32 protein-coding genes are annotated in these 23,238 nt (G+C 72.5%); 7 read left to right on the forward strand and 25 right to left on the reverse strand.

Going from position 1 to position 23,238, the window contains the following annotated elements:
• The 18 genes from K1J57_RS32870 to K1J57_RS32950 all read right to left on the reverse strand — a co-directional run.
• Positions 1-402, reverse strand: a 402-nt coding sequence (locus K1J57_RS32870; RefSeq protein ID WP_220566103.1) for a DUF3307 domain-containing protein, incomplete at its 3' end; no start/stop codon positions are given.
• 49 nt (positions 403-451) lie between these two features.
• Entirely contained in the window at positions 452-1,036 is a 585-nt protein-coding gene (locus K1J57_RS32875; RefSeq protein WP_220566104.1) for an NUDIX hydrolase, read from the reverse strand.
• A 94-nt stretch (positions 1,037-1,130) separates the two neighbouring features.
• Positions 1,131-1,796: a hypothetical protein gene (locus tag K1J57_RS32880; protein ID WP_220566105.1), complete on the reverse strand. Its 666-nt coding sequence runs from the start codon at positions 1,794-1,796 to the stop codon at positions 1,131-1,133.
• Positions 1,797-1,956: 160 nt separating this feature from the next.
• Positions 1,957-4,251, reverse strand: a complete 2,295-nt coding sequence (locus K1J57_RS32885; protein ID WP_220566106.1) for a type IV secretory system conjugative DNA transfer family protein — start codon at positions 4,249-4,251, stop codon at positions 1,957-1,959.
• A gap of 126 nt (positions 4,252-4,377) precedes the next feature.
• Complete coding sequence (locus K1J57_RS32890) at positions 4,378-4,824, reverse strand: hypothetical protein (protein WP_220566107.1); 447 nt, start codon at positions 4,822-4,824, stop codon at positions 4,378-4,380.
• Between the two features lie 180 nt (positions 4,825-5,004).
• On the reverse strand, positions 5,005-6,093 hold the full coding sequence (locus tag K1J57_RS32895; protein ID WP_220566108.1) for a hypothetical protein: 1,089 nt from the start codon (positions 6,091-6,093) through the stop codon (positions 5,005-5,007).
• 4 nt (positions 6,094-6,097) lie between these two features.
• A complete protein-coding gene (locus tag K1J57_RS32900; RefSeq protein ID WP_220566109.1) occupies positions 6,098-6,532 on the reverse strand; it encodes a hypothetical protein in 435 nt (144 codons plus the stop codon).
• A 32-nt stretch (positions 6,533-6,564) separates the two neighbouring features.
• On the reverse strand, positions 6,565-7,152 hold the full coding sequence (locus K1J57_RS32905; protein ID WP_220566110.1) for a hypothetical protein: 588 nt from the start codon (positions 7,150-7,152) through the stop codon (positions 6,565-6,567).
• Positions 7,153-7,183: 31 nt separating this feature from the next.
• Entirely contained in the window at positions 7,184-7,414 is a 231-nt protein-coding gene (locus K1J57_RS32910; RefSeq protein WP_220566111.1) for a hypothetical protein, read from the reverse strand.
• A gap of 20 nt (positions 7,415-7,434) precedes the next feature.
• Positions 7,435-7,863 carry an RRQRL motif-containing zinc-binding protein gene (locus K1J57_RS32915; protein ID WP_370634704.1) on the reverse strand — a complete coding sequence of 143 codons (429 nt, stop codon included), beginning with the start codon at positions 7,861-7,863 and terminating at the stop codon, positions 7,435-7,437.
• Between the two features lie 343 nt (positions 7,864-8,206).
• A complete protein-coding gene (locus tag K1J57_RS32920) occupies positions 8,207-9,307 on the reverse strand; it encodes a hypothetical protein (RefSeq protein ID WP_220566112.1) in 1,101 nt (366 codons plus the stop codon).
• A 76-nt stretch (positions 9,308-9,383) separates the two neighbouring features.
• Complete coding sequence (locus tag K1J57_RS32925) at positions 9,384-9,533, reverse strand: hypothetical protein (protein ID WP_220566113.1); 150 nt, start codon at positions 9,531-9,533, stop codon at positions 9,384-9,386.
• Positions 9,534-9,651: 118 nt separating this feature from the next.
• Complete coding sequence (locus K1J57_RS33880) at positions 9,652-9,777, reverse strand: hypothetical protein (protein WP_255647299.1); 126 nt, start codon at positions 9,775-9,777, stop codon at positions 9,652-9,654.
• Positions 9,777-10,058, reverse strand: a complete 282-nt coding sequence (locus tag K1J57_RS32930) for a hypothetical protein (protein ID WP_220566114.1) — start codon at positions 10,056-10,058, stop codon at positions 9,777-9,779. Before K1J57_RS32930 ends, K1J57_RS33880 begins: the two co-directional genes overlap by 1 nt.
• Entirely contained in the window at positions 10,055-10,378 is a 324-nt protein-coding gene (locus tag K1J57_RS32935) for a hypothetical protein (protein ID WP_220566115.1), read from the reverse strand. The genes K1J57_RS32930 and K1J57_RS32935 overlap by 4 nt, the downstream gene beginning before the upstream one ends.
• Before the next feature lie 81 nt (positions 10,379-10,459).
• On the reverse strand, positions 10,460-10,801 hold the full coding sequence (locus K1J57_RS32940; RefSeq protein ID WP_220566116.1) for a hypothetical protein: 342 nt from the start codon (positions 10,799-10,801) through the stop codon (positions 10,460-10,462).
• 98 nt (positions 10,802-10,899) lie between these two features.
• Positions 10,900-11,334 carry a hypothetical protein gene (locus K1J57_RS32945; protein WP_220566117.1) on the reverse strand — a complete coding sequence of 145 codons (435 nt, stop codon included), beginning with the start codon at positions 11,332-11,334 and terminating at the stop codon, positions 10,900-10,902.
• 42 nt (positions 11,335-11,376) lie between these two features.
• Positions 11,377-11,895, reverse strand: a complete 519-nt coding sequence (locus K1J57_RS32950; protein ID WP_220566118.1) for a hypothetical protein — start codon at positions 11,893-11,895, stop codon at positions 11,377-11,379.
• Between the two features lie 167 nt (positions 11,896-12,062).
• On the opposite strand from K1J57_RS32950, the gene K1J57_RS32955 reads away from it, so the two are divergent.
• From K1J57_RS32955 to K1J57_RS32975, 5 genes are all read left to right on the forward strand, one after another.
• Positions 12,063-12,848 carry a GntR family transcriptional regulator gene (locus tag K1J57_RS32955; RefSeq protein WP_220566119.1) on the forward strand — a complete coding sequence of 262 codons (786 nt, stop codon included), beginning with the start codon at positions 12,063-12,065 and terminating at the stop codon, positions 12,846-12,848.
• Between the two features lie 17 nt (positions 12,849-12,865).
• The gene (locus tag K1J57_RS32960; RefSeq protein WP_220566120.1) at positions 12,866-13,375 is read left to right on the forward strand and encodes a UTRA domain-containing protein; all 510 of its coding nucleotides are present in this window, start codon (positions 12,866-12,868) and stop codon (positions 13,373-13,375) included.
• A gap of 366 nt (positions 13,376-13,741) precedes the next feature.
• Positions 13,742-15,046, forward strand: coding sequence for a hypothetical protein (locus K1J57_RS32965; RefSeq protein ID WP_220566121.1), 1,305 nt, complete (start codon positions 13,742-13,744; stop codon positions 15,044-15,046).
• Between the two features lie 87 nt (positions 15,047-15,133).
• Positions 15,134-16,462 (forward strand): replicative DNA helicase, encoded by a 1,329-nt coding sequence (dnaB, locus tag K1J57_RS32970; RefSeq protein ID WP_220566122.1) that lies wholly within the window; start codon positions 15,134-15,136, stop codon positions 16,460-16,462.
• A gap of 621 nt (positions 16,463-17,083) precedes the next feature.
• Positions 17,084-17,665, forward strand: coding sequence for a hypothetical protein (locus tag K1J57_RS32975; RefSeq protein ID WP_220566123.1), 582 nt, complete (start codon positions 17,084-17,086; stop codon positions 17,663-17,665).
• Positions 17,666-17,845: 180 nt separating this feature from the next.
• On the opposite strand, the gene K1J57_RS32980 is transcribed toward K1J57_RS32975, so the two are convergent.
• Together K1J57_RS32980 and K1J57_RS32985 are read right to left on the reverse strand one after the other, a co-directional pair.
• Positions 17,846-18,295, reverse strand: a complete 450-nt coding sequence (locus K1J57_RS32980; RefSeq protein WP_255647300.1) for a GNAT family N-acetyltransferase — start codon at positions 18,293-18,295, stop codon at positions 17,846-17,848.
• 2 nt (positions 18,296-18,297) lie between these two features.
• Positions 18,298-18,591, reverse strand: a complete 294-nt coding sequence (locus K1J57_RS32985; protein WP_220566125.1) for a hypothetical protein — start codon at positions 18,589-18,591, stop codon at positions 18,298-18,300.
• A gap of 446 nt (positions 18,592-19,037) precedes the next feature.
• Between K1J57_RS32985 and K1J57_RS32990 the strand changes: the two genes are divergently transcribed.
• Positions 19,038-19,202, forward strand: coding sequence for a hypothetical protein (locus K1J57_RS32990; protein ID WP_220566126.1), 165 nt, complete (start codon positions 19,038-19,040; stop codon positions 19,200-19,202).
• A gap of 69 nt (positions 19,203-19,271) precedes the next feature.
• On the opposite strand, the gene K1J57_RS32995 is transcribed toward K1J57_RS32990, so the two are convergent.
• From K1J57_RS32995 to K1J57_RS34230, 5 genes are all read right to left on the reverse strand, one after another.
• Positions 19,272-19,814: a hypothetical protein gene (locus K1J57_RS32995; protein ID WP_220566127.1), complete on the reverse strand. Its 543-nt coding sequence runs from the start codon at positions 19,812-19,814 to the stop codon at positions 19,272-19,274.
• Between the two features lie 410 nt (positions 19,815-20,224).
• Entirely contained in the window at positions 20,225-20,695 is a 471-nt protein-coding gene (locus tag K1J57_RS33000) for a hypothetical protein (protein ID WP_220566128.1), read from the reverse strand.
• Positions 20,692-21,399 carry a ParA family protein gene (locus K1J57_RS33005; RefSeq protein WP_220566129.1) on the reverse strand — a complete coding sequence of 236 codons (708 nt, stop codon included), beginning with the start codon at positions 21,397-21,399 and terminating at the stop codon, positions 20,692-20,694. Before K1J57_RS33005 ends, K1J57_RS33000 begins: the two co-directional genes overlap by 4 nt.
• Positions 21,400-21,546: 147 nt before the next feature.
• Positions 21,547-21,822 carry a hypothetical protein gene (locus tag K1J57_RS33010; RefSeq protein ID WP_220566130.1) on the reverse strand — a complete coding sequence of 92 codons (276 nt, stop codon included), beginning with the start codon at positions 21,820-21,822 and terminating at the stop codon, positions 21,547-21,549.
• Positions 21,823-21,989: 167 nt separating this feature from the next.
• Positions 21,990-22,553 carry a hypothetical protein gene (locus K1J57_RS34230; RefSeq protein ID WP_220566131.1) on the reverse strand — a complete coding sequence of 188 codons (564 nt, stop codon included), beginning with the start codon at positions 22,551-22,553 and terminating at the stop codon, positions 21,990-21,992.
• Between the two features lie 487 nt (positions 22,554-23,040).
• Here K1J57_RS34230 and K1J57_RS33020 point away from each other — a divergent pair, with 487 nt between their 5' ends.
• Complete coding sequence (locus K1J57_RS33020; RefSeq protein ID WP_220566132.1) at positions 23,041-23,235, forward strand: calcium-binding protein; 195 nt, start codon at positions 23,041-23,043, stop codon at positions 23,233-23,235.
• Positions 23,236-23,238 lie beyond the last annotated feature (3 nt).

A 23,238-nucleotide genomic window follows, 5' to 3' on the forward strand; every position in this document is an offset into this window, starting at 1 on the left:
CGGGGTGCCGATGATGAGCGCGGCCGGGACGAGCCAGGCCATGTGCCACGCCTGATCGAGCGCCATCCGCCCGGAGTCGGTCCCGTAGTAGTCGCGTTTGCCGGAGACCGGGTGCAGGGCCCAGGCCAGGCCCTCCAGCGGGCGGCGCCGGTCCGCCCACCAGTGGGAGGCGGCGTTCACGGCCAGGCCCAGGGCCAGGTGCGCGAGGTGGACGGAGGTGTCGGGGTCGTAGGCGGCCACCAGGAGGACCAGCGCGAGCTGGGCGGCGGTGAGGGTGGCCACGTGCCAGGTGCAGCAGGACCGGCCGTGGTGGCCCGCCAGGCCCTTGTCCTGGGCCTGGCGGTTGCTCTGGAGCCAGTGGTCGCCGATCCAGTGACCGGCCAGCAGTGCGGCGAACAGCATCAACAAGATGTCCTTTCGTTCGGGGGTTCGGAGGATGCTGTGAAGCGGGTCAGGGGCGTCCGCCCCGCCAGTACTCGCCGGGCGGAGTGGAGTACGCGGTCTCGGCGAGCGCCAGGTCGGCGGCGGACAGGCCCGGCAGGTAGGCGGCCTCGTGCAGCAGCCGCAGCCAGACCGCTTCCAGGGACGCGTCGGGCTGGGTGGCGGGGGTGCCGCCGGCGCGGTAGTGGGCCAGGGTCGCCGACGCCAGCAGCATCACCTCGCGGCGGGAGTAGAAGCGGGCGCCCTTGGTCTCGCCGGGGGCGGGCCGCACCGTCCCGGTCGCGGTGGCCCGTGCCAGCGTCCACACGTGCCCCGGCCGGGGCTGGTGCGGCAGGGACGCGCACAGGTTGGGCAGGTGGCCCTCCCACAGCAGGCAGGACCCGGTCACGGTGAGGCCGACCTCCTCTTCGACCTCGGCGACCAGGGCGGCGGCGACGCTGGTGTGGGAGTCGCGGACGTGTCCGGCCACGGGGGCGGTGCCCTTGGGCCACCACCCGCGGGTGACCATGAGCAGCCGGTCGGCGGAGTCGGTGATGAGGATGCCGACGGAGTCGCCGGAGCAGCGCTTGGCGGAGGTGGTGTTCGTCGTGGTCATACTGGTGGTGCTCCTGTTCTGAGGGAGTAGGGCGGCCCGCACACCGACTTGGTGGTCAGTGCGGGCCGCTTCTTATCGGGGGTGGGGGACGGGGTCAGGGGCGGGTGACGGTCACCTGGGAGAGCGCGCCGCGCAGGTAGTGCACGCCGCGCCCGGCCCGGGTCGGGCCCTGGGGGGTGGCGTAGCCGGGCAGCACGTCGGCGAGGACCTCGGGGGTGGTGGGCCGCAGCCGACCGAGGGTGAGGTGCTGGTCCATGGCCAGGTGGTCCCGTAGGAGCGCGCTGCCGAACTCCTCCAGGCCGGGCGCGTAGACCCGCGCGACGACGGCGACGTTGAGCAGGGGGGAGCGCCGGACCAGGTGCGTCCACCGGGCCGCCTCACCGATCAGGCCCTGGGGTCCGTCGACCAGGACGACGAGCGGCTCGCGGTCGGCGGCGCGGGCCCCGCCGTCGACCAGGGCGTCCAGGAACGCGGCCAGCTCGCCCGTCTGGGTGATCACCCTGCCCGGGCGCACCCCGGTGTCCTGCCAGTGCAGGAGGTTCTGCCCGGCGAGGTCGAACAGGGCGGTGGCGGCGCCGGCCTGGTGGGCTCCGGCGGCGATGCGGGCCAGGGCGGTGGTCCCGCCGGAGGCGGTGAGACCGGCGACCAGGCCGTGGTGGGGGCGGCCCGTGTGGTCGGCCAGGCGCCAGCGGACCGGGGCGCCGCCCGGCGTGGTGCCCAGCGGGACGTCGACGGCGGCGGTCAGGGTGGTGGTGTTCACGGGTGTTCTCCTCACGGTGGGTGTTCGGTCGTGGGCGCGACCGGACGGACCGGGCCCCGGATTTCGGGGCCCGGCGGCTCTGAAAATCGGTGGAAACCGGGACGAAAACGGCGACCAGACGGGGTCTGGTCGCCGTCCGGTCGATGACGGTGGGTGAAGCTCAGGCGGGTCGCCAGGGGGCCTTGAGCGACCCGGGCTTGACGATGAGCCCGGCGTCGCGCAGCTCCCGCAGGGCGGCCTTGACGGCGGTCGCCCCGCACCCGGGCACCTGGCGCAGGGCCTCCACGGCCTCGCTGGTGGTGACCGCGCTCCGCTCGCGCACCAGCTCCAGGACGCGGGCGGCGGCGCCGGTGATCCCGTCCGGGGTCACCTGGGCGGCGGCCTCCGCTGCGGCCGCGGCCTTCTCCTCCCGGACCAGGCCCAGGTCGACCAGGACCCGGTGCGGTACCTCCGGCGGCATCGCGAACCCGCCGGCGGCCGGTGCGGCGGCGGGCCGGACGGGCTCGGGGCGGGCGGGGCGGTCCACGCTCTGCCCCGACAGGAGCTTGCGGCCCCGGTCGATGCGGGCGGCGATCTCCTCGGCCGCGGCGGCCTGGGCGGCGTCGGCGTCCTCCAGGCGGCGCGCGAACAGCCCGCCGGTGCCCTCGTCGAAGGCGTCGGCGGAGAACGGGTCCAAGTCGCGGACCTGGACCTGGGCGGCCTCGGCCATCAGGCGGGCGGTGACCTCGTCGCCGGAGTAGGCGGTGCGCATCACGCAGTCCCGGCCCTTGAGGGAGACCGCCAGGCCCTTGTTGCGGGGCTGGTTCTCGGTGTCGGGCAGGGTGGCGGGGTTGGACCGGGGGAAGTCCCGGGCGAAGATCGACGCCTGGTTCGCGCGCATCTTCAGCGCCACCGAGTTGGCGGCGGTGGCGTTGGCGCGCACCGAGTCGTGGCCGAAGTCCTCCAGCCCGTACCCCTGGGTGATGATGACGACCGTGACGCCGACCGAGCGGCCCTTGCGGGCCAGCCAGCCGACCTTCTCCGCCAGGGCGGGGTCGTTCTTGACCTCGTAGAACTCATCGAAGATCAACGACACCCCGGGGAACTCCCGGCTCGCCTGGAACCCGGACTGGCCCTGGGCGGCCAGGTACTTGCCGCGCTCCTTGACCAGGGTGATGAGCCCGTCAACCACCGTGTTCCAGGTCGCCATCTCCGAGTCGCCGATGAACCAGTTGGCGTGCTCGGCGATGAGCGGGGAGGACTGGCCGCCCTTGGGGTCGATGTAGATCGTGTAGGTGCACCCGGTCTGCATCATCCCGAGCATCAACCCCTCCGACAGGGAGGACTTGCCCGACCCGGTGATGCCGCCGATGTAGCCGGACCACATGGACTTGCCGTCGTAGAGCAGCCACTCCGGTTCGCCGTCGCCGTCGACGTAGCGGCCCATCCGGATCAGGGTGCGCCCCTCCCGGAGGATCACCCGGGACGCGCCGTCCTCCAGCGGGACCGGGACGTCCATGATCTTGCGGCTGATCGCGCGGATCCAGAACACCGTCGGGTCGGGCTCTGCGTCCCCTTCGGGGGCGTCCTCCTCGATCTCCAGCTGGGACGCGCTGATCTTCAGGGCGGCGCCCAGGCGGGCGAGCTGGGCGCGGACGGCCTCGGCGCTCTGGCCGTCGCCGTCGGTCTCGACCTTGGCCATCAGCCCGAACGTGGTGGGGTGCACCTCCAGCAGCGCTGCGCCGGGGAGCATCTTGCCCGGGGCGGCCACGTGGGTGGGCCAGCGGGTGGTGAGCCGCCCCATCAGGTCGGCCGGGACCGCCTGGCCGGAGTCCTCGGGGTCCGGGAGCGGCCCGGTGAAGATCTCCTCCAAACCGGGCCTGCGGACGATGATGGCGTGGCGGTGGTGCTGCCACCAGCGCGCGGACACGGTCAGCAGGGTGAGCACCCCGGCCGCGGCGGTGGTGGTCCACCCCTCGGTGGTGGCGGGGGCGGCCAGGGCGGTGAGCGCGGTGTAGGCCACCGCCACCCCCGCCACGACGCGGGTGTGCCCGGTCTCGGCCGCCACCCACGCCGCCTCCCTCGGGAAGCGGCGCTTGCCCCAGCGGGAGCGCAGCACCCGGGGGGTGACCGCGGCCGCGAGCCCGGCGCCGGCGGCGGCGATGAGGGAGGCCGCGGCCGGGGCCAGGTCGGCCTGGGCGGCCATCCCCGCGAACAGGGCGGCCCCGCCGAACACGGTCCCGCCCCAGTACCAGGGGGTGAACACGTGGGAGTACATCCGCCGGATCGAGTCCTCGCCGGGGCGGGCGATCATCTCCCAGGCGCGGCCCAGGATGCCCTCGGCCGACCACCGGTCCCGGGCGGGGCGGCGGGCCGGGCCGACGACCCCCTCGATGTCGGGCAGGGTGGCGGTGATGCGGTCCAGGGCGCGGGTGAGGTCCCGCTGGGACATGCGCGTCTTGGTCTTCGTGGCCACGGCGGGCCTCCTTCGGTGCGGTGGTGGGGCGGGTGTCGGTCACGTGGGCGCCGGACGGTGGTTCCGGCGCCCGCGTGGCGGGCACCCGCCCCCGCGCAACCGGGCGTTGCGCGGGGGCGGACAGGGTCAGTCGGCGATGTAGTAGGTCTTCTTCGTCGCGGCCGCGCGGGCGTCGGCGTGCGCGCGGGCCACGGCCTCGTTGAGGGCGACCACGGCGGTGCGGGCGGTGATCACGCTGGTGCGCGCCATCTCCACGGCCTCCTGGCCCTGGGACAGGGCGGAGATCAGCTCCTCGCCCATCCCGGCCCGGCGGGCCGCGGCGATGAGCCCCTCGTAGTGCGGCAGGATCACCGTGTTCACGAACTCGGTGTGGGCAGCCATCGCCTTCACGTCGCCGTGGTAGGAGGGCAGGTCCACCACCACGGCGGCGGCGGGCTGCTGGCCGACGATCACGGTGCTGCCGGACACCGACCCGGCGGTGATCCCCACCGAGGCCCCGCTCTCGACGACGTTGGTCGTGGAACCGCCGCCCCCGGCCGGGGCGCTGGAGGCGTTGGAGGCGTTCTCGGACATACGCGAAATCCTTCACTGTGAGTGACGATCAGGGGTGTTCGGTCGCGGGTGCGACCGGACCGCCGGACCCCCCGTTTTCGGGGCCCGGCGACCATACGAATCGGTGGAAAGTGGGACAAAGAAGGCGACCAGATCTCGTCTGGTCGCCGTCTGGTCGCGATCTGGTCGGTGACGGAGCGTCTACTGTCCCCGGGTCAGGTAGTCGCCGTCGGCGGCCCCGGGGGTGGCCGCGCGGGCGTCGGCGACCACGGTGTGGGCGCGCTCGAGCTGGTCGCGGACGGCCCGGCACTTGGCCGCCGACTCGGTGTTGGCGGTCCCCGCCGCGGACACCTGGCCCACCGCGATGTGGCCCATCTGGTGGGAGGCCATCCCGGCCGCCAGGACGTCCATGTCGGCGGCGATGCGGTCCATGTAGTCGGCGTAGCTGCCCAGGGCCCGCAGGTGCGCGGACAGGGTCTCGGCGTCGGACAGGTCGATGTGCGGCACGTCGGTGTTCTCCTTGCTGTCGGTGTTGAGGGAGGCGACCAGCTCGCGGGCCAGGTCGCGGTCGCGGGCGTCACGGGCCTCGATGAACTCCCCCAGCGCGTCGGTGAGGTCGGCGAGCTCCTCCTTCGAGGCGCCCTCGAACAAGGGCCGGTCGCCGTCGATCACCGGGTGCTTCTCCGGCTCCTGGGGCTTCTCCGGGTCCTCGGGCTGGTCCGGGGCCTGCCCGGCGGTGTCGGGCCCTTCGGTGTCCTTGGTGTCCTTGTCGCGCCCCGGGCGGGGGCCGTGCAGGGGCACCACGTTGTCGGGCACCTCACCGCCACCGCCGTCGTCGGCCGCCGGGGCCGGGCCGTCCGGATCGGCGTCCGGATCGGCGTCCGCGCCGGAGCGCTTCTGGCCGCGGGCCTTGATCAGGTCGTAGCCCCTGCTGATCAGGGACTTCTTCTCCTCCTTGCGGGCGGCGCGGGCGGCCTTGCGCTCGGGGCGCGACAGGCGCCGCCCGGCCCGCCAGGCATCGACGTCCTCCAGGGCGTCCTCCCACCAGTGCCGCGCCAGGTCCTTGATGCGGATCCGGCGCGGCTCCAGCGCCGCGGGGAGCGGCCGGCCCTCGGCCAGGGCCCGCTCCCACGCCCGCAGCCTCTCCTTGTCGGCGGCCATGCGGGCGGTGCGGTAGGCCACCGACGGCGGCGTCTGGCCCTTGAGGATCGCGGAGGTGTCCTTGATGCCGCCCCCGGCGGTACCCCAGGTGACCAGGGCCGCGATGACCAGCGCGCTGAACGGGTCCATCGGATCAGCCCCCGATCAGGGCGCTCATCAGCCCCGTGGCCGCCCCGGCGCCGGCGTCGCGCAGACCGCCGTGCAGGGACCCGATGATCCCGCCCGCGTACATCGCCGCGATCGGGGTCAACACGAAGCTGATGATCGCGGCCTTGTTGCAGGACCGGTCGACCATGAGGTCGGCGATGATGATGATCGTGCCGATCAGCGCGCCCACGCCCAGGATCATCGACGCCGACACGCCGCCGCCGAAGATCCCGCCGACGGCCCCGGCGATCGCGCCGGCCCCGAGGTTGAGGACGTAGCCGATCCAGCCGCCGACCGCGCTCGCGGCCAGCGCCAGCGAGCCCAGCGCGGCCAGGGAGATGGGCAGCCACCAGTGCTTGCCCCACTTCTTGTTGGTGAGCCAGGCCGCGGCGAACAGGCCGACGGCCGTCACGAAATACATGGTTGGTTCTCCTGTCTGTGCAGGTAGTCGGGTCAGAGGAGGTCGGTGATCGCCCCGGCCAGCGAGCCGAGCACGATCCACAGGGCCGCGGCGCCCAGCAGCAGGGCGGCGGTGCGGGCCGCGGACACCATCGACCAGGCCAGCAGGACGGCGGCGGCCATCACGGGCAGCGCCACCACCAGGCGGGCGATCTCGGCGACGCGGACCACGGGGTTCGCGGGCAGGTGGTCGCCCCGCAGGGCGTCCTCCCAGAGCTGCTTGAGGCCGGGGGTGGCCTCGTTCAGCAGGTCCGGGGGCCGCAGGTGCTCGGCCGCCCAGGCCCGCAGGGCGGCGATGCGGTCCAGGTCCAGGCCCCGGGCGTCCTCGCCCTGGGCGCCGTCCTGCTCCGGGGTGCCCTGGGGGACGTCCGACGCCGGGGCGGCGGGTTCGGGTGCGGGCGGCTCCGGCGCGGGGGCAGGGGTCGGAGGGGCCGGCGGCGCCTGCGACGGCGTGGTCGGCTCCGCATCCGGGGCGGTGGGCCGGGGCCCGGGGACGGCCCGCAGCGGCGGGGCGGCCTCGGGGGTCCGGCGGTGGTTGTGCGTGCCCGGGATCGGGGACGCGGGGTCGGGCAGGGCACCCATCGGCCCCTCCAATCAGTGGTATCGGTACAGGTCAGGCGCGGTCTGCGGGGGCGGCGGCGCCGTCCAGCAGGGCCCGCAGGGTCGTGTTCTCGGCGAGGGCGGCGGCCAGCTCCACACGGGCGGCGGCGAGTTCGGCCTCGGCCTGGTGGTGGGCGGCCGCGCTGGCGGACACCGCGTCGTGCTGGTGGGCGATCAGCTCGTAGCACTCGCCGTGGATGCGGTCGCGGACCAGGCCCGCGAGGCGTTCGAGCAGGTCAAGCATGGTGTGTTGCTCCTTTCGGCCTACGCGGCCAGGTCGACGGTGGTGGTGGCGCACCCGGTGCCCGGAGCCAGGTCGACGGTGGTGGCGCACCCGGTGCCCGGAGGGCAGGTGCGGCCCAGCGACGTGGGCAGGCAGTACGGGTGGATCTCGCCGCAGTCGCGGCACGTGTGCCGGGCCATCAAGGCCTTGGCCAGCGCCCGCTCCTTCGCGGGTGTCATCGGCCTCACCGGGCGGGCCAGGTGAACGTGGTAGAGCCAGGCGATGCGGACGCCGTCCCGGGACCCGCCGGCGCGCGAGCGCCACATGAGCTGGGCGGCCGGTTCCTGGCCGCCGGGGCGAAGGTCCAGGCGGCGGAGCTGGTAGCGGGTCGCCAGCCCGGCGGGGGCCAGGTGGCGGGGGTAGGTGGGGATCCCGTAACGGGACCCGTCGCGGTCCAGGTACTTGCTCACGGTCCTCCTCGAGGCGTGGGTCGGGCCGCCACCCATCAAGAGCAGCGGCCCGGCCGGGGGTGCGCACCACCGGGGCGGTGCGCGGGGGCGTCGATGGAATCGGTGCTGAATCGGACCTCCGGGGTTGAGGGGTGGGCAGGGTGGGCACCAGGGTTCGCGCGGCGCCACCTCACCCCCGGTTCGCGGGGGGTGGCAGTGGTTCGCGCGGCGCCGGAGCGGTGCCCGCACCCGCCCGACCGCGAGGGGCCGGGCAGGTGTGGGCACCCGCCGGAGCGGGCGGGTGGGCACCCCTGTGCACCTCCAGGTCAGGAGGGGTGCCCAGGGGTGCCCAGTCGGGTGCGGGTCAGCCCCGCATCTGCGGGGGCAGGTGGCGGTTCACGGTGCGCCGGGACACCCCGGCCTCGGTCGCGATCGCCGACACCGACGGGACCGTCCCGTCAGCGGCCAGGCGCTCGTAGGCGGCCAGCACCGCGGCCCGGTTGCGCTCGCCCTCGCCGCCCGGGGTGGGCACCCTGGGCACCGCCCGGTCGTCGACCGTGGGCTCCCGGCGGGGCGGGGCGCTCTGCGGGAACCCGAACCCCGCCGTCGCGGTTCCGCCGAGAGGCCCGGTGATCGCGGAGGCGTCGTCGGGAACCTGCTCGTTGCCGATGGCGGGCCCGGCACCGATAGGCCGCATGATCCGCAGCTCCTGCTCCAGCGCGAACCGCTGCTTGAGCAGGTCCGCGTCGGCGCGCTGGGCGGCCATCTGCGCCTCCAGCGACCGGCGCAGCGCATCCTGGCGCATCTGGTGCTCGGTCTCCTGGCGGACCCGCTCGGCGGCGGCCTCCGCCTCCTGGCGCAGCCGGTCGGCCTCCGCCTCGGCGGCGGCCAGCTCGGCCTCCGCCGCCGCCTTCGCCTTGGCCTTGGCGGCCTTGCGGCGGATCTCCGCCAGCTCCACCTCGTCGTCCTCGGTCAGGTCCGTGGACAGGGCCGCGGACCGGTCGCGCCGGCGGGCGCTCTCGGCGAGGCGGGCCAGGGTCGCCGCGGCGTGGCTGTGGGTCAGCCAGTGCCAACCGCCCTTGGACGCGACGGGGAACACGGCCAGGGCCAGCAGCACCCAGGAGCCCTCGGTGACGCCGTGGGCGATGAGCACGGCGGCGGCGGCCCCGGCCAGGACCCAGCCGGTGAGGGTGAGCAGCCGGTGGACCTGCCCGGTGAGCCCGGCCTGGCGCCACTCGATCGCGAGCAGCCACAGCCACAGGGCCTCCACACCCACGCCCAGCCCCAGGGCCAGGGCGTCGGGTGCGATGCCGGAGAGCATGTCCCACACGGTCCAGGCGGTGAACGCGGCGGAAGCGCCGGTCACCACGGTGGCGCCGATGCGGACCGGGTCGATCCGGCTCGCAACAGTGGTGTCGGGGTCGGTGGTGGTCTTCTTCGGGGTCTCGGTCGTTTCGCGCTCCATGGCGCGCTCCTTCCAGATCAGGTGTGGTTGGGTGGGGAGTGCGAGACCCCCGCCAGGACGAGTGGCGGGGGCCTCGTCACGTCCGGGAACGGCGTGCGAACAGGCGGCGGCGTCGGAATCGCTGGGGTCGGGCGGCGTAGCCCAGCAGCGGCCCGGTCCGCGCCACCAGCAGCAGCGGGGCGCCGACCACGGCCACCGAGGCGGCGGCGATGATCAGGCCGATCACGACCACCACCCCCACAGGGAGGGCCAGGGGCCGCCCTGGAGCCAGCGCAGGGTGGCGCAGTCGCGGCCGGACCAGCAGGCGCTACAGGTGGACCGGTGGAACTCGATGTCGGCGGCGCTCATCGGGAGGCCCCGCAGACCATGCACACGTACTGGGCGCGGGGAAGGTGCTCGAACTCCATCGGGACGCCGCAGTGGATGTAGGTGACGCGGCAGGCCAGGCGGGCCAGGCAGCGGGAGAGCATCAGGCGGCCCTCCCGTACTGGTCCGGGTCGTGGTCGTCGTCGGCGGCGTCCCAGTGGCGGGTTCCGCACCAGCAGCGGGGCGGCCAGGCCAGCGCCGCCCACGCGGAGATCACGACCGTGCCGTACAGGGCCGCGATGATGACCCAGACCCCGGCGGTGCCCGCCAGGATCAGCCACCACGCGACCAGGACCGAGACGGCCATCAGGCCCCGCAGCACACCCTCGATCGGGCCGCGGACCATCACGGCGTCGTACCAGTAGCCGACGAAGTCCCTGATCATGCGGCCCACCGCCCCATGGCCTCGTCGGCGCCGTCGACCAGGTCGTGCACGTAGTCGGCGTAGGCGTCCACCCACTCGCGGATCGTGGCGGACGCGGCCTGGATGCCGGCCTCCAGCCCGTCGGGGTGGTCGGCCATCGGCTCCGCCAGCTCGTCCAGCAGGGTCGCGGTGATGTCGGCGGCCGCCGTGGTGCGGGCGGCGTGCTCCTCGGCGGTCTCGCCGGGCAGGTGGTCGGCGTGCAGGTCGGGGTCGGTGAGCAGGTGCTCGATGGCGGTGGTGTCGATCTCGGCGGGGCCGGAGAACAGGGTGGAAGCGGTCATCGGTACTCCTGTGGGTGTGGGAGAGCCCCGCCCGGTGGTGGGCGGGGCTCGCGGTGTCGGGGGAATCGGTGGTGTCCTCGGTCAGACGGCGGCGGCCAGCCGGGTCACCTGGGCCGGGGAGGCGTCCGCCGGGAGGGCGCCCGGGACGGTGACCAGACCGGCGTGGCCGATCACAGTCCAGCCGCCGGTCTCGTGCCAGCCCAGGGCGTGGCCGTCCGGGAGGGTGACGATTCCGGCGCGGCCGGGGTCGACGGTGTCCAGGTAGTAGGAGCAGGCGATCGCGGCGTCGGAGACCTCGATCTCCTCCTCCAGGGCCTCCCAGGCGGCCGTCGGGTCGGTCCAGGTCCAGCAGTCCTGAGCGTCGGGGATGGCGCGCCAGGCGGCCTTGATGTAGTCCTCGTGGTCGATGGTGGTCGCGGGCATGGGCGGCTCCTCGTCTCGTGGGTGGTGTCGGACCCTGCGGTCCCCGAACCCCACCGGCAGGACGGGCCGGTGGGGAACAGGCGCCCCAGGGGCGGCGGTCAGGCGGTGGCGCTCACCAGCACGTCGTCGACGCGCAGCCCGGCCAGCTCCGCCTCCAGTTCGTCGACCTGCTTCCCCAGGGAGATCGAGTGGCCCCGGGGCTCGGGGCACCGCTCCTGGATCTGCGGCTGGGCCTCCAGGACCTCGATCCGGTACAGGCACATCTGGAGGAGGGACAGCGTCGCGTCCAGGGCGGAGGACAACAGGTCCTGGTTGCGCTGGGCCCAGGCGATCTCGGTCTGGAGGCGGACGATCTCGGGGGTGGGCGCCGGCCGGGCCGGAGCGGGGGCGGGGGTGTCGAACTCGGCGAACAGGTGGTGGTCCTTGGAGCCCGGGGCGGGCCACAGAACCTCGGGCTCGTCGAAATCGGACCAGTCGCTCTCGGGGGCGGGCGTCTGCGACAACGTCGTGGGCCTGGGGCGAATCCTGGACATAGCTGTCCCCTCTCGGGTGTGTCGGATGTGTGGTGGTGCTGGTCAGGCCGCGTCTGCGGCGGCGTATTCGGCGTTCCAGAGCCGGACGCGGCCCCGGGGGGTGAGGAGGGCCAGGGGCACCACCCGGGCCAGGACCCGGCGGCCCTCGGCGGGGGTGGACCAGGCAGCGGTCAGGCGGGCCGCGGCGTCGTCGTCCTCCAGGACCTCGCCCAGGTCGGCCTGGACCGAGGCGGCCAGCTCCTCGGCGGCCTCGCGGCCGGTGAGCGGCTCCTCCCGGACCGGGTAGTCCGGCAGGGCGGTCTGCGGGGCGTCCGGGGCGGTGGGCTCCTCGTAGATCCGCACCCCGGCGATGCGCTTGGCGTCCGGGTTCGTGGGAGTGGGGGTCTCGGTCGGAATCCGCTCCGGACCCCACATCAGGTCCGCGGCCCGCCGACCACCCAACCGCTCGATGGCGCAGGCGATGTGCCAGTCGGCCTGGGTGGTGCCGCCGCCGCGGATCACGCGGATCACGTCAGCGCGGGGTGCGCCGGTGGCCTCCACTACCTCCGCGATCGACAGCATCACGCCTCCTCAGGGCATAGCTCACCTGTTACAAGCTGGGCTCTTGCAACTTTCCCTAGCTCCCTAGTGAAAGTTGCTGACACGACTCTAAGCTCGGGTACCGTTACTCGTCAAGACTTTCCCTAGGGGTGTTGGGAAAGTGGGGTGATCCATGGAAGGATGTCCGTATGCCGATCAACCCGTCCGATGGACGATCCCCTGTTCAGCAGGTTGCTGATGACCTGCGAGCAAGGATCGAGAGCGAGGACCTGGGCCCAGGGGCACAGCTCCCGGTGACCCATGTCCTCGTTTCGCACTACGGCGTGTCGCACGACACCGTGCGGCACGCCATCGCCAGGCTGAAAGCAGCTGGCTTGGTCGAGACCAAGCGGGGCAAGGGGACGTTCGTCCGCCGCACGCCGCCCATGAAGTGCCTCGGCGCGGAGCGCTACAGCCGGTCCAAGCGGGCCCAGGGCAAGGTTGCGTTCATCGCGGACCGGGAGGAGGCCGGCAGGGGCTGGTCACGCGACGACCAGACTCAGAGCGTCCGGGAGTGTTCCGCGACGAAGGAAGTGGCGAAAGCCCTCAAGATCGCCGAAGGGGACCCCGTCATCGAACGTGCCCGAGTCGTAGTCGACAAGGGGGAACCCACCCAGATCCTCACCAGCTGGTACCGCCGCGAAGACGTAGAGGGCACGCCCATCATGGACCCGTCCCCCGGCCCGGCCGGGCACGGTGGCGGCTACTCCGCCCTCGATGATCGCGGCATCGGTCCGGATGAGATCCAGGAGGAAATCTCCGCCCGTATGCCCACCGCAGAGGAGGAGAAGGTTCTTCACCTCCTGAGTGGTGAGCCGGTGTTCGACCTGAAGCGCACCGCGTTTGACGCCACGGGACGACCGGTTGAGTACGCCCGGGGCACCTACCGAAGCAGCCATTTTGTCTGGTCCTACCGATTCAAGGTCCCGGACTAGAACCCAAGGGGGAGAGCATGATCGAAAGAACCGCGAGCAACCGCATGGCGGCCCGTGACCAGCGAGGTTTCTACGGCGACTTGGAAGACGCGGGAGTTCAGCCCGACGTCGAAACGAAGGTTCGGAGGAGTGAGCTCAACGGTCCCATCGCTGACCGCCTGGGAGTCCCGCAGGGCACCGAAACGGTGGTGCGTTCCCGGCGGATGAGCGGCGACGGCCAGCTCCTCCAGACCGCGGTGACGTACCTGCACCCGGCCGTGGTCGACCAGGTCCCGCAGCTCGCCGAGCTGAACACCGGTGCGGGCGGGATGTACGCGCGGATGGAGGAGGCCGGCCACAAGCTGCGCCAGCAGGACCGCGTGTCGGCGCGTGTGGCTGACGCCGAATGGCAGGAGCTGTTCGGTATCAGCAGTGACGTGGCCGTGGTGGTGATCGAGCGGATCACACGGGGAACCGACGACCAGGTCCTGGAGATCACCGAGATCGCCGCACCCGCTGACCGGCAGGTCTTCGTCTACGACCTGTAGAAGCTTCACTCTGAACAACAGACCCCGGGTGGCCTTCGCCATCCGGGGTTCTTTTCGCGCTTTGGTGTGACTTGGGAGGCCCAGCAGCCCAGCTGTCACCCCTGGAGACGCGCGATTCCAGTAGGGTCGTCCCCACGTCACGTGGTGGGGGACTGACCACCTTCACCACTCCAGACATGACGAAGGCCCGGCGACCAAACCGGGCCTCGTCCAAGACAAGCTGGTTGCTCTCGCGAAGCAACACGGTACTGCTCGCCCCTGATGATAGACATCGGCCACTGTAGCCGAACGGGGAGCGATCGGGCACCTTTTGGGTACCCGAAAGTGCTGTGACCTGTGCGAGGGCTGCCTAGAAAGCGGACCCCCATGAGTGTTGAGGCCTACGCCTACGTGCGCCGCCTCTCCTTCGGCAAGATCCCCGGCCGCAAGCTCATCCTGGCCAATCTCGCCGACACCGTCGACAACGACACCAAGTCCTGGGCGATCAAGCCCGACACCTTGGCAGCGGACTCCGAGATGGAGACCCGCCAGGCCCAGAACCACCTCAAAGCGCTCACCGACACGGGCTATCTCTCCGTGTTGGAGTGCTTCAACGAACAGGGCAAGCAGACCGTGAGTCGTCTGCGTATCCACGGCCCGTGGGACCTGTGGGGCGGCACCGGGCGGCCCTTCCCTGAAACGGAGCGTCCCAAGAAGGACCGGCGCCTGGACTCCTACACCGCTCGTGAGGTCACGGCTGAGGATCGAGCCGAACTTCGTCGGCGGTTGCAGGAACTGGCCGACCGTGAGGGGTTCTTCAAGGACGGGCTTCCCCGTGCACGCTGGCGGCTTGGCTCCCGCGCCCACTCGCTCGTGTGCTGGTACGGCCTCGGCAACACCGTGGTTCACGCAGGCAAGAAGGCCACAGTCGTGGAACTCACCGACCGCGAGGGCAAGAAGAAGGCCCCGCTGCGCGTCCGTCTCGACTACGGCAACGGTCCCACCACGGCATGGGTCGGGGTGGATGACCTGACCGACCCAACCGTCATCTCCGCAACCCCCTCCGAGGAAAACCGCATTTCGGAAGGGGTGCAGCCCAGTGCACCCTCCCCCGTTGGTGGGGTGCAGCCCAGTGCACCCCATGGGGTGCAGCCCAGTGCACCCCATGGGGTGCAGCCCAGTGCACCCCTTCCTCATCAGTCCTTGTCAGCTCCTCGTCATCAGGTGTCACAGGAGGCTGCGAAGGCTCCCGCCCGTGCCGGGTCGGGCTGGGTTGATGAAGAGGAGGAGAAGCCTTCGGCTAAGAACGGCGAAACCGCTGCGGAGATCGTGATGCGCCGCACCGATGCGACGAAGGAGGAAGCGGAGAAGCTCATCGAGTCGCTGCTGGAACATGCGCGCCGCCGTGGGCGCCCGGTGGGCTCTCCAAGCTCCTACATCAACGGTTTCCGCTTGGAGGACCTCACCTACCGTCTTGGCGAGATTAGGCGTGAGCGTGCGCCTCAGGGCCGCGCAGGCACATCCGAGCCCACGGGCCCCGACGCGGTGTGTGCTGAGCACCGCGAGCCGCTGGACTGCCCGGTGTGCGCGTTCCTGCACCCGCGCATGGCCCAGCTGCTGCTCAACCGGTTCGGGCCGGTGCGCCGTCCGGACCTGGCCGCCCGCCTGGCACCCGCCGACGCTTCTTCCTGATTCGACCCCCGGAAACACCACAGGGGCCGGACGCTCAGCTTGCAGGCGACGTCCGGCCCCTCCCACCCATGGGATGGAGACACCAGCATGACCGATACCGACGAAACCCGCATGCCCCCGCACGACCTCCAGGCCGAACAGGCCGTGCTCGGCGGGATGATGATCTCCGCCGACGCCGCCGTGGACGTCATGGCGGTCCTGGCGGCCGGACACTTCTACCGGCCCGCACACCAGGTCATCTACACCACGATCTGCTCGCTCATGGACCAGGGCGAGCCCGTCGACATCGTCTCGGTTAACGCCGAGCTCACCCGCCGCGGTGAGTCCGCCCGCACCGGAGGGTCCCTGTACCTGACGACCCTCACCAGCGCGATCCCCACCGCCGCGAACGCCGGCTACTACGCCCGCATCGTGTTCGACCACGCCCTGCTGCGCCGCCTGATCGAGGTCGGCACCCGCGCGGCCCAGCTGGGCTACGCCGCCCAGGGCGACCCGGTGGACCTGGTGGACGCCGTCCAGGGCGAGATCCTCGCGATCACCCAGACCCAGACCAAAGAGGAAGACCCGCTGCCGGCCGACTACCTGCCCGCCGCGATGGACCGCATCGAACAGCGCGCAGCCAAAGGCGGCGGCCTTCAGGGTTTGGCGACCGGGTTTGCTGACCTGGACGCCCTCACCAGCGGCCTGCTGGCCGGGCAGATGATCGTGATCGGCGCCCGCCCGGCAGTCGGCAAGACCACCCTGGCTCTGGACATGGCCCGCGAGGCGGCGTTCCGCGGGGGGGAGACCGTGGCGTTCTTCTCCCTGGAGATGGGCGAGGAGGAGATCGTCGACCGGATGCTCTCAGCCGAGGCACGGGTGCCATTGCACGGCATCAAGTCCGGGATGGTGGACGACTACCACTGGGAGGCGATGCGGGCAGCGATGCCTGTGATCAGCGACTCGAAGCTGGTGATCAAGACCGGGGTGAGCCAGCTCGCCCAGATCCGCGCGGCGTGCCGACGCATCAAGCGGTCCCTGGGGCTGCGGATGGTGGTGATCGACTACTTGCAGCTGGTGCAGACCGACGGCCGCTACGACAGCAAGCAGCAGGAGGTCACCGAGATCTCCCGCGCATTGAAGCTGCTGGCCCAGGAGCTGGGGGTCACCGTGGTGGCACTGTCCCAGCTCAACCGCAAGTCCGAGGACCGCGCCGACAAGAAGCCGCAGATGTCGGACCTGCGTGAGAGCGGCGCGATCGAGCAGGACAGCGACATCGTGATCCTGTTGCACCGCGAGGATGTGCACGACAAGGACTCCCCGCGGGCTGGGGAGGCGGACCTGCTCGTGGTCAAGCACCGCAACGGCCCCACCGCGGAGATCACCGTGTCGTTCCAGGGGCACTACAGCCGCTTCCGGGACATGCCCCAGGGGTAGCCCGGCGCCTCGTCGTGTTCGGGAGGGGGTAGCCGCATGGGTGCGGCTACCCCCAGGAACGTCGACCGGTCGACCCAGCCCTACGCGCGCACGCGCGAGGCCGGCCCCGGCGTGAATAGGAATGCATAAAAGACCGGCTGCCACCGCAGATGCCGGACATACCGCCTCGGTATAAAACACCTCTCACCAGCGCAGATGCCGGTCGGATTGCTATGCGGAGCGCTAAAAAGTTCCGGTCCAAGCCCACCAACGCAGGCACCTGCACGACCCGGTCGCCCCGCCTCTCCTGCGCAACCCGTTGCGTGTCCCGGGCCGGTGAGCGGTGCCGCGCAACGACCTGCACCCGGCGAAATCCAGCGGAAACCCGGCATTCCTCGCGCGCGGGCGCGCACGCGACCCCCGGATGATCTACACCGTCCAGGTGGCGGCCCTGTTTGCTTCGCCCCGATCGGTCGCCGGCCTCCATCGCGCGCGCCAACGCCGAAAACGCGCGCGGGCGTCGGGGAGCTGGTGTTCGCCGGGACCGTCCAGAACGCCCGCCTTGACGGTGTAGAGATCTCAGATGCCCTCTCCCGCACCAAAGGCCCTTGGTCAGGGTTGCCCCTTCCCCAGGTCGGGAACGTGTCGGGCGTTGCGGTCAGCCACCCCCAGACCCTGAACGGAGCCGCCGTGGGCCTCTTCGACCGACGACCCACCCCCGAGCAGCAACTCGCCCTCCAGGAGGAGCAACGCCGCCAGGCCGCCGAGCACCAGGCCCTCATCGACCGCCACGCACAGCAAGCACAAGCGCGCCGCATCCGCCAGGTCCGCGTCACCGCGGCCGACATCCCCGAGATCAAGAGCATCTGCCTGTCGGCCCTGCACGCCATGAACCCCCCGGGGATCTCGCTTCAGAGGATCGCGATCAGCGAAGCCAAACTGACTCGGGGCGGGATGATCGTCCGCGGATTCCTCCACGGCTACACCATCGACTACAGCGACAAGGCGCCAGCCGAGATGCGCCGGGCCCTGGAGGACCTGGGGTTCGTCGTGGGCAAGAACTTCGGCCGCGACGGTGTGATCGTGACCGGCTGGGACCCCCGCCACTACGAGGGCGACCAGCTCACCGCCGCCCGGGTCCAGGTCCGCGTCACCGAGCTCCGGGAGGTCCACGAGGAGCTGCTGGAACTGGAGGCCTCCCAGGTCGACGTCCGGGACGCCTGAAACGCCCGCCCCGGCCGGGAGACGACACCTGGCCGGGGAACCCCGGGAGGGTGCTGGGGAGGGGCGTCTCGATCCCTCGCGCCCTGGGCGTTGCCGAACACGCGGGTAGGCCCGCATGCGCGCCGACGAGTTCCCCGGGAAATATCCGCGGCCGCCCGTCAGGCCGGTGCCGCACCGGAGTCATACCGCGTGCCTGCCGCACGGCCTGGGCGTGGTCCACCGGCCCATCACCGGCCACGCCTCGCCGGGGTCGTCCACCGGCTCCCATCCGGCCGACGCCAACCACGCGGCCCGCGCCTCGACACCGGGGCCCTCGTCCGGTGCGGCGAACAGCCACTGCACTCCAGCCTGGCGGGCCCTGGAAACGAACATGGCCAGCAGCGTGTGCCCGTACCCCCGACGGCGGGCACCGGGGGCGACGACGACGGCCTGGACGTAGCCGTGCGGCGGCGGGCACGGAGCCCCGGGCCCGGGGTAGGCGCCGGCCAGCGTCCCCGACAGCCACCCCACCACCTGTTCGTGGTCGTCGACGGCGACCAGGACCAGCTCGCCGTCCGGGGTGTAGGCGGACCCGGCGCGGGCCGCGGCGGCCGCCAGGGCGGGCCGCTCCCCGGGGTGTGCGGGGCGCACCTTCACAGCAGCGCCGTCTGGCCGGGCACCTGCTCCTGCGCCTGGCGGCCGCTCCCCAGGCACCTCCGGCACGTGACCGGCCCGGCCGACGCCACCAGGCGCAGCGGATCCACGGCGGCGTGGCAGCCGACCGCGGGGATCTCCACACCCGCCCACATATGCGTGTCCAACCGGTGCACGACCTCGCCGCGGCCGATCCGCACCCCGGCCGCGCCGGCCAGCTCTTCGCGTCGGCGGCGGAGCACGGCGGCCAGGTGCTCGACATCGGACGGCGCGGGGGCGGTGTGGTCGGTCATGCGTCCAGGATCGCGCACGGGTCCGACCGGGTCAGTTCGCGTTGATCCACGCCAGCAGCAGGACCAGGCCCACGATGATGATCACCTGGGTCGGCCAGTCGCTGAACTGGCCCTTGAAGTTGCGCGGCATGGCGGCTCCCGGGGGCGAGGGATGGGAGAGCCGTTCTACCGGGAACCACGGGGCTGGCGGGGCCCCTGTCCCGATGTGGCCACACGCACCTCCCCGGGGACTCCTTGTGGATCGTGACTGCCGGGACCCCTGTCCCCGCATGACCTGATCGGGCCTAAAGTCCCTGATCAATGCATGTGCAGATGCACGTGCGTAATGGTCGTGGGGCGCGGTACATTCGCCGTATCCGCCCGATCAGACGTCCGCTCGGGGCCGCCTGGCGCCCTCTCGTGCGCGGGGCCGGTCCCGGTCCCGCTCCCCGAGCGAGGAGATCGAGATGCGGATCCCGTGGAAGCGCCCCGGCAACGGCGAGGGAGACGACGGCGGGCGGCCGTGGTGGCTGTGGCGCCTGGCCGCCGATGCCGCCCGCACGCTCCTGGCTGTGGCCAGGACCCTGCTGTGGCTGTGGCGCGAGAGCGGGGAGGGGCCGACCGGCCACTAGGTGACCGGCCGGTCCTGGGAGGGCCTGCGTGTGCGTCCTGGAAGACAGCGCGGGCCCTCACCCACCAGCCTAGCCAGCACTGGCCCTCACCGCGGCGGAGATCTGCTCCCACACGGGCGCCCCGATGTAGGGGCGTGGAGTCCATTCACCGTCCCCGGCCGGGCACCGGCCCCGCACGATCTGTCCGTCCCACAGCCACACCAGGCCCTCGTCGCGGCCGCACACCGGGCACGCCACCCGGCCGTCGGCGCCCTGCAACGCCACCCCGGCTGTCTCCTCCGCGTCGGGTGGGACGGCGCCCAGGTGCTCGCCCAGAGCGTCGGCGGCCGCCAGCGTGTGCACGTGGGGCATCACCCGCTCCCAGGACCGGACAGCGGCGTCCAGGAGCGCCCGCTGGTAGACGGTGGCCTCGGCCGGGAGGCGGAGCGGCATCACGACCGCGCACCGGTGCGCGCGCGGGTCGCCGGCCTCCTGCACCAGCCACGCCAGCACGGTCTCGATGAGGTCCACGTCCACGCCCTCGTCGGGGTCGACACCCGGCTGGCGGGATTCGACGCGGTGGCGCCACAGGGCGGTGCGCGCGACGGTCACTGCGTCGGGCCAGGACAGCATCAACGGGCTCCTCCAGGCGGGACAGGGGGGTGATTCCCCTGGGAGTCTGCCAGAGCCCCCCAGAAGGCGCTCAGGGGGTTGTCCGGGGCCGGTGCCGGGATCCCCAGACCCGTACAGGAAGCGAGCGGCAGCACCCTCCCGGTGAGCCGGACAGGCCCCGGAGGAGTCCCCTCCCAGGTGCGACGGGCGCCGCCGCCTTGTACGGTGGCCTCAGTGCGTGGAGGACGCGCCGTCTCCCCACCTCGGTGGACGTGAGGCCGAAGCTGCCCAACGGCGGCATCTCCAGGGCCCGGCGTGCAACACGCCGGGCCCGCTTCATTTCCGGGCCCTTGACCAGGCCGGATCCGCATGGGCACACCGGCTCACCAATACACCGGTGTAAACGTAGGCCGGTGTACGGGTGTACCGGTTCACCGGCGTGGCCGCCCGGGGCGCCCCGTCCGCTCCGAGGTCTGGGACAGCAGCGCGTCCACGACCTGGTCCGGGGTCATCCTCTTCTTCAGCTCCCGTAGCGCCAGGCGGATCGCGGGGCTGGCCACCGACCGCTCCCGGCGCGCGACGGCCGCGGCCTCGATCTGCCAGAGCCAGTCCATCAGCTCCTGGTCCAGGTAGGCCTCAACCGACGGTGTCCGCCTGGACCGGGCGGCGTCGCTGCGCTCGGCGGGGGCGGCCGCTTTGGCTTTGGCGGGCCGCCGCTTGGGTGCGGGCTCGGGGTCCGCCGGCGCGGCCGGGACGGCGGCTTCCTTCGCGGGCTCGGTGGTCGCCGTGGTCGCCGCCTCCTTCTTCTCCTGCCCCGCCTCGGGCGGGGTGCGCGGGTGCTTGGGCGGCGGGGCCTGGCGCCGCTGGCGCCGCTGGGTCAGGTCGTCCAGTCCGTTGCTCACGCGGCCACCGCCTGCGCCACCGCGGCGATCTCGTCGGCGAACCCCCGGCCCTGCTTGGTGACGGGCGGGGCGCTCACCGCCATACGGCGGGTGCGGCGCGGCAGCCACACGTAGTGCGAGATCGGCGGCCCCACCGGCACCCCGGCGGCCTCGGTGATCCTGCGCAGCCGCTCGATGTCGCGGGCCGGGGGCACCGGCGGCACCCGGGAGGGGATCACCATCAGCGGGTAGTCCGCGAGCTGCTGGACCATCCCCTCCAGGGCCTCGTGCTCCTTCTCGCCGAACGGGGCCGGCACCAGGATGCGGTGCGCGGCCGCCATCGCGCCCAGGGTCGACGGGCTGCCGCCGGGGTGGGTGTCCACGACCAGGTCGCGCCCCCACTCCTTCGCCCACCGCTCCAGCAGGGACGCCATGACGTCGGGGGCGGGCTGGGTCTCCACGAAGTCCTCGTGGCACGGCACCAGGTCGGCCTTGCGCACCCCCTTGAACGGGTGCGGGGTGCGTCCGGCCTCGATGGCGTCCAGCATCGGCGCGTTGGACCGCACCTCGGTGCGGTAGCCCCAGGCGCGGGTGGCGTTCCCCCGGTCCCAGTCCAGGTCCACCAGCACGGCGCCCAGGACGTAGGCCAGCTCGCTGGCGAGGGTGGTCTTGCCGACGCCCCCCTTGTAGCTGGCGACCGTGTAGATCCTCGGTTCATCGCTCATGGCGGCGAGTATCTCCCATGCACCGGCGAACCGGTGGACCGGCTTGTCGGTACATCGGTGGGCCGATACACCGGCTCACCGGTTCGCCGGTGTGCCTTTACACCGGTGTATTGGTGTGCTGGCAGGCCGGTTGACCTGTGCCGATGGTCAGGAGGGGACCCACCCCTGGAACCGCCACACCTGCCGGTCGTCGTCGGCGACGGGGGCGTAGTGGGCCCGCCAGTCCACGCCCTCGGTCATCGCGAGGTGGTCGGGGTAGGACCCGTCCTCGATCTTCAGGAACGCGCCGACGTCCTCGAGCGGGGCGTCGTGCACCTCGGCGCGGGGGACTTCCAGGACCTGCCCGGCCCAGCGGGGGTGGCCGCCCACCAGGCGCACGGAGACCGTCCCGGACGGGCCGGAGGAGGGGGTGTTGGTCGTCATGGCCCCCATCCTGCCCGGGATGCCTGGCGGCCGGGGGCTACTCACCGGTTTCAACGCCACCCGTCAACCAGGGAGTCAACGCGCGCCCCGTGGCGGCCGCGGGCGGTGCGACACGCCGACACGCCGGTAGCTGCGATACCTGGGTGCTGTCGCCTTCCTCTTTTCCGTCAGTGACGGTTCCTTCCGCCCCCGCCCCGCAACCGCTCCTGGAGCGCGTCCACGTACCGGTCCCCGGCCGTCTGCACCTGGGACGCCCCCCGCATGATCCGGTCCACCTCCGAGGGGTTGTAGGCGCCCTGGGCGATCGCGGCGGCGACCCGGGCCAGGAGCCGCTGGAGTTCGCGCGGCCGCGGCAGGTCCCCCTCCCGCGCGGGCTCGGGGTCCTGGAGGTGGCGGGGCGTCCAGGGGTCCGCCGCCGAGCGGGCGGCCACGGGCACCACCGTGGTCCGGGTGACGACCCGCTCCACGACCTCGCGGACGGGGTCGTCGGCGGCCCGGGCGGTGCCGGCGGCGCGGTCGCGCTCCAGGCGCTCGTTCGCGGTGCGGACCTCGTAGGCGCGCTGGCGGCAGGACCGGGAGCAGTAGGTGCGCGGCCTGCCTTTGCCGTGGGCGCGGGGGGCGATGTCCTTCCCGCACCATCCGCAGGTGCGGCGGATGACCTTCTCCCGGACGGTCTCGATCACGCGGTGCTCGGGGGCCTGGCCGTCGTCGGCCGTGGGGGTGTGCTCCATGGCGGGACCCTACCGACACTGACGAAGGTTTTCCCGGTGAGCCTTGGTATCTCGCCAGCGATACAAAGGCTCACTCGCCTCACATCCGTCAGTGACGCTTATCCCGGAGGGATACCTGCGCTCATACGGATCACCCGCGCGCTGTCCTCGCCCCGTTCGGTCCGGGCGGGGTTCCGGCGCGTGGAAACGGCTCTCCCGCACGTCCGGTGTCGCGCCGGGTTCCCGTCCGGTGCCGGGGGTCGATGGGGGCGGGAGCCCCCTCGTACCGCCAGGGCCCCGCCACGCGCCCCCGGCCGCATGATGCCTAGGTGCAATTCGTCAGTGACGGTTGTGTCCTAGTGCCTAGGAGTGATTCGTCAGTGACGTATGTGCTGGTCCTGGTCCTGCTGGATCGGGTGGTGCCTGCCTAGTGTCACGGAGTGTGTCGTCAGTGACGTATGTCGTCCGATTCCGGTGGATACCGGGTCTCGGGTCGACCATGGGCCGTATGGAAGAGGAGACGGCGGCGGGCCCCGCGGAGCGGCGGGGCGGATCGCGGGGCGCGATGCGCGCGGCGCTCACCCGCACCTACCCGGCGGGGCCTGCGCACTGGGGCGGGGAACGCCCCTGCCCGGTCCGGGAGGAGGAGCCGGTGGACGTGGCCGGCGGGCCGCCGGGCCCCGGCCTGCCGCCCACGGGGTGAGGC

Source organism: Nocardiopsis sp. MT53 (assembly GCF_019598965.1).
Classification (GTDB): domain Bacteria; phylum Actinomycetota; class Actinomycetes; order Streptosporangiales; family Streptosporangiaceae; genus Nocardiopsis; species Nocardiopsis changdeensis.

Excerpts from the sequence above, each read along its gene's own strand:
- K1J57_RS32940 (WP_220566116.1), bottom strand. The coding sequence starts at position 10,801 with ATGCCCGCGACCACCATCGACCACGAGGACTACATCAAGGCCGCCTGG.
- K1J57_RS32935 (WP_220566115.1), bottom strand. The coding sequence starts at position 10,378 with ATGACCGCTTCCACCCTGTTCTCCGGCCCCGCCGAGATCGACACCACC.
- K1J57_RS34230 (WP_220566131.1), bottom strand. The coding sequence starts at position 22,553 with ATGGAGCACACCCCCACGGCCGACGACGGCCAGGCCCCCGAGCACCGC.
- K1J57_RS32910 (WP_220566111.1), bottom strand. The coding sequence starts at position 7,414 with ATGCTTGACCTGCTCGAACGCCTCGCGGGCCTGGTCCGCGACCGCATC.
- K1J57_RS32950 (WP_220566118.1), bottom strand. The coding sequence starts at position 11,895 with ATGCTGTCGATCGCGGAGGTAGTGGAGGCCACCGGCGCACCCCGCGCT.
- K1J57_RS32995 (WP_220566127.1), bottom strand. The coding sequence starts at position 19,814 with ATGCTGTCCTGGCCCGACGCAGTGACCGTCGCGCGCACCGCCCTGTGG.
- K1J57_RS32890 (WP_220566107.1), bottom strand. The coding sequence starts at position 4,824 with ATGTCCGAGAACGCCTCCAACGCCTCCAGCGCCCCGGCCGGGGGCGGC.
- K1J57_RS33880 (WP_255647299.1), bottom strand. The coding sequence starts at position 9,777 with ATGCTCTCCCGCTGCCTGGCCCGCCTGGCCTGCCGCGTCACCTACATC.
- K1J57_RS32895 (WP_220566108.1), bottom strand. The coding sequence starts at position 6,093 with ATGGACCCGTTCAGCGCGCTGGTCATCGCGGCCCTGGTCACCTGGGGT.
- K1J57_RS32920 (WP_220566112.1), bottom strand. The coding sequence starts at position 9,307 with ATGGAGCGCGAAACGACCGAGACCCCGAAGAAGACCACCACCGACCCC.
- K1J57_RS32960 (WP_220566120.1), top strand. The coding sequence starts at position 12,866 with ATGATCGAAAGAACCGCGAGCAACCGCATGGCGGCCCGTGACCAGCGA.
- K1J57_RS33010 (WP_220566130.1), bottom strand. The coding sequence starts at position 21,822 with ATGACGACCAACACCCCCTCCTCCGGCCCGTCCGGGACGGTCTCCGTG.
- K1J57_RS32945 (WP_220566117.1), bottom strand. The coding sequence starts at position 11,334 with ATGTCCAGGATTCGCCCCAGGCCCACGACGTTGTCGCAGACGCCCGCC.
- K1J57_RS32905 (WP_220566110.1), bottom strand. The coding sequence starts at position 7,152 with ATGGGTGCCCTGCCCGACCCCGCGTCCCCGATCCCGGGCACGCACAAC.
- K1J57_RS32875 (WP_220566104.1), bottom strand. The coding sequence starts at position 1,036 with ATGACCACGACGAACACCACCTCCGCCAAGCGCTGCTCCGGCGACTCC.
- K1J57_RS32990 (WP_220566126.1), top strand. The coding sequence starts at position 19,038 with ATGCGGATCCCGTGGAAGCGCCCCGGCAACGGCGAGGGAGACGACGGC.
- K1J57_RS32930 (WP_220566114.1), bottom strand. The coding sequence starts at position 10,058 with ATGATCAGGGACTTCGTCGGCTACTGGTACGACGCCGTGATGGTCCGC.
- K1J57_RS33020 (WP_220566132.1), top strand. The coding sequence starts at position 23,041 with ATGGAAGAGGAGACGGCGGCGGGCCCCGCGGAGCGGCGGGGCGGATCG.
- K1J57_RS32900 (WP_220566109.1), bottom strand. The coding sequence starts at position 6,532 with ATGTATTTCGTGACGGCCGTCGGCCTGTTCGCCGCGGCCTGGCTCACC.
- dnaB (WP_220566122.1), top strand. The coding sequence starts at position 15,134 with ATGACCGATACCGACGAAACCCGCATGCCCCCGCACGACCTCCAGGCC.
- K1J57_RS33005 (WP_220566129.1), bottom strand. The coding sequence starts at position 21,399 with ATGAGCGATGAACCGAGGATCTACACGGTCGCCAGCTACAAGGGGGGC.
- K1J57_RS32985 (WP_220566125.1), bottom strand. The coding sequence starts at position 18,591 with ATGACCGACCACACCGCCCCCGCGCCGTCCGATGTCGAGCACCTGGCC.
- K1J57_RS32955 (WP_220566119.1), top strand. The coding sequence starts at position 12,063 with ATGCCGATCAACCCGTCCGATGGACGATCCCCTGTTCAGCAGGTTGCT.
- K1J57_RS32965 (WP_220566121.1), top strand. The coding sequence starts at position 13,742 with ATGAGTGTTGAGGCCTACGCCTACGTGCGCCGCCTCTCCTTCGGCAAG.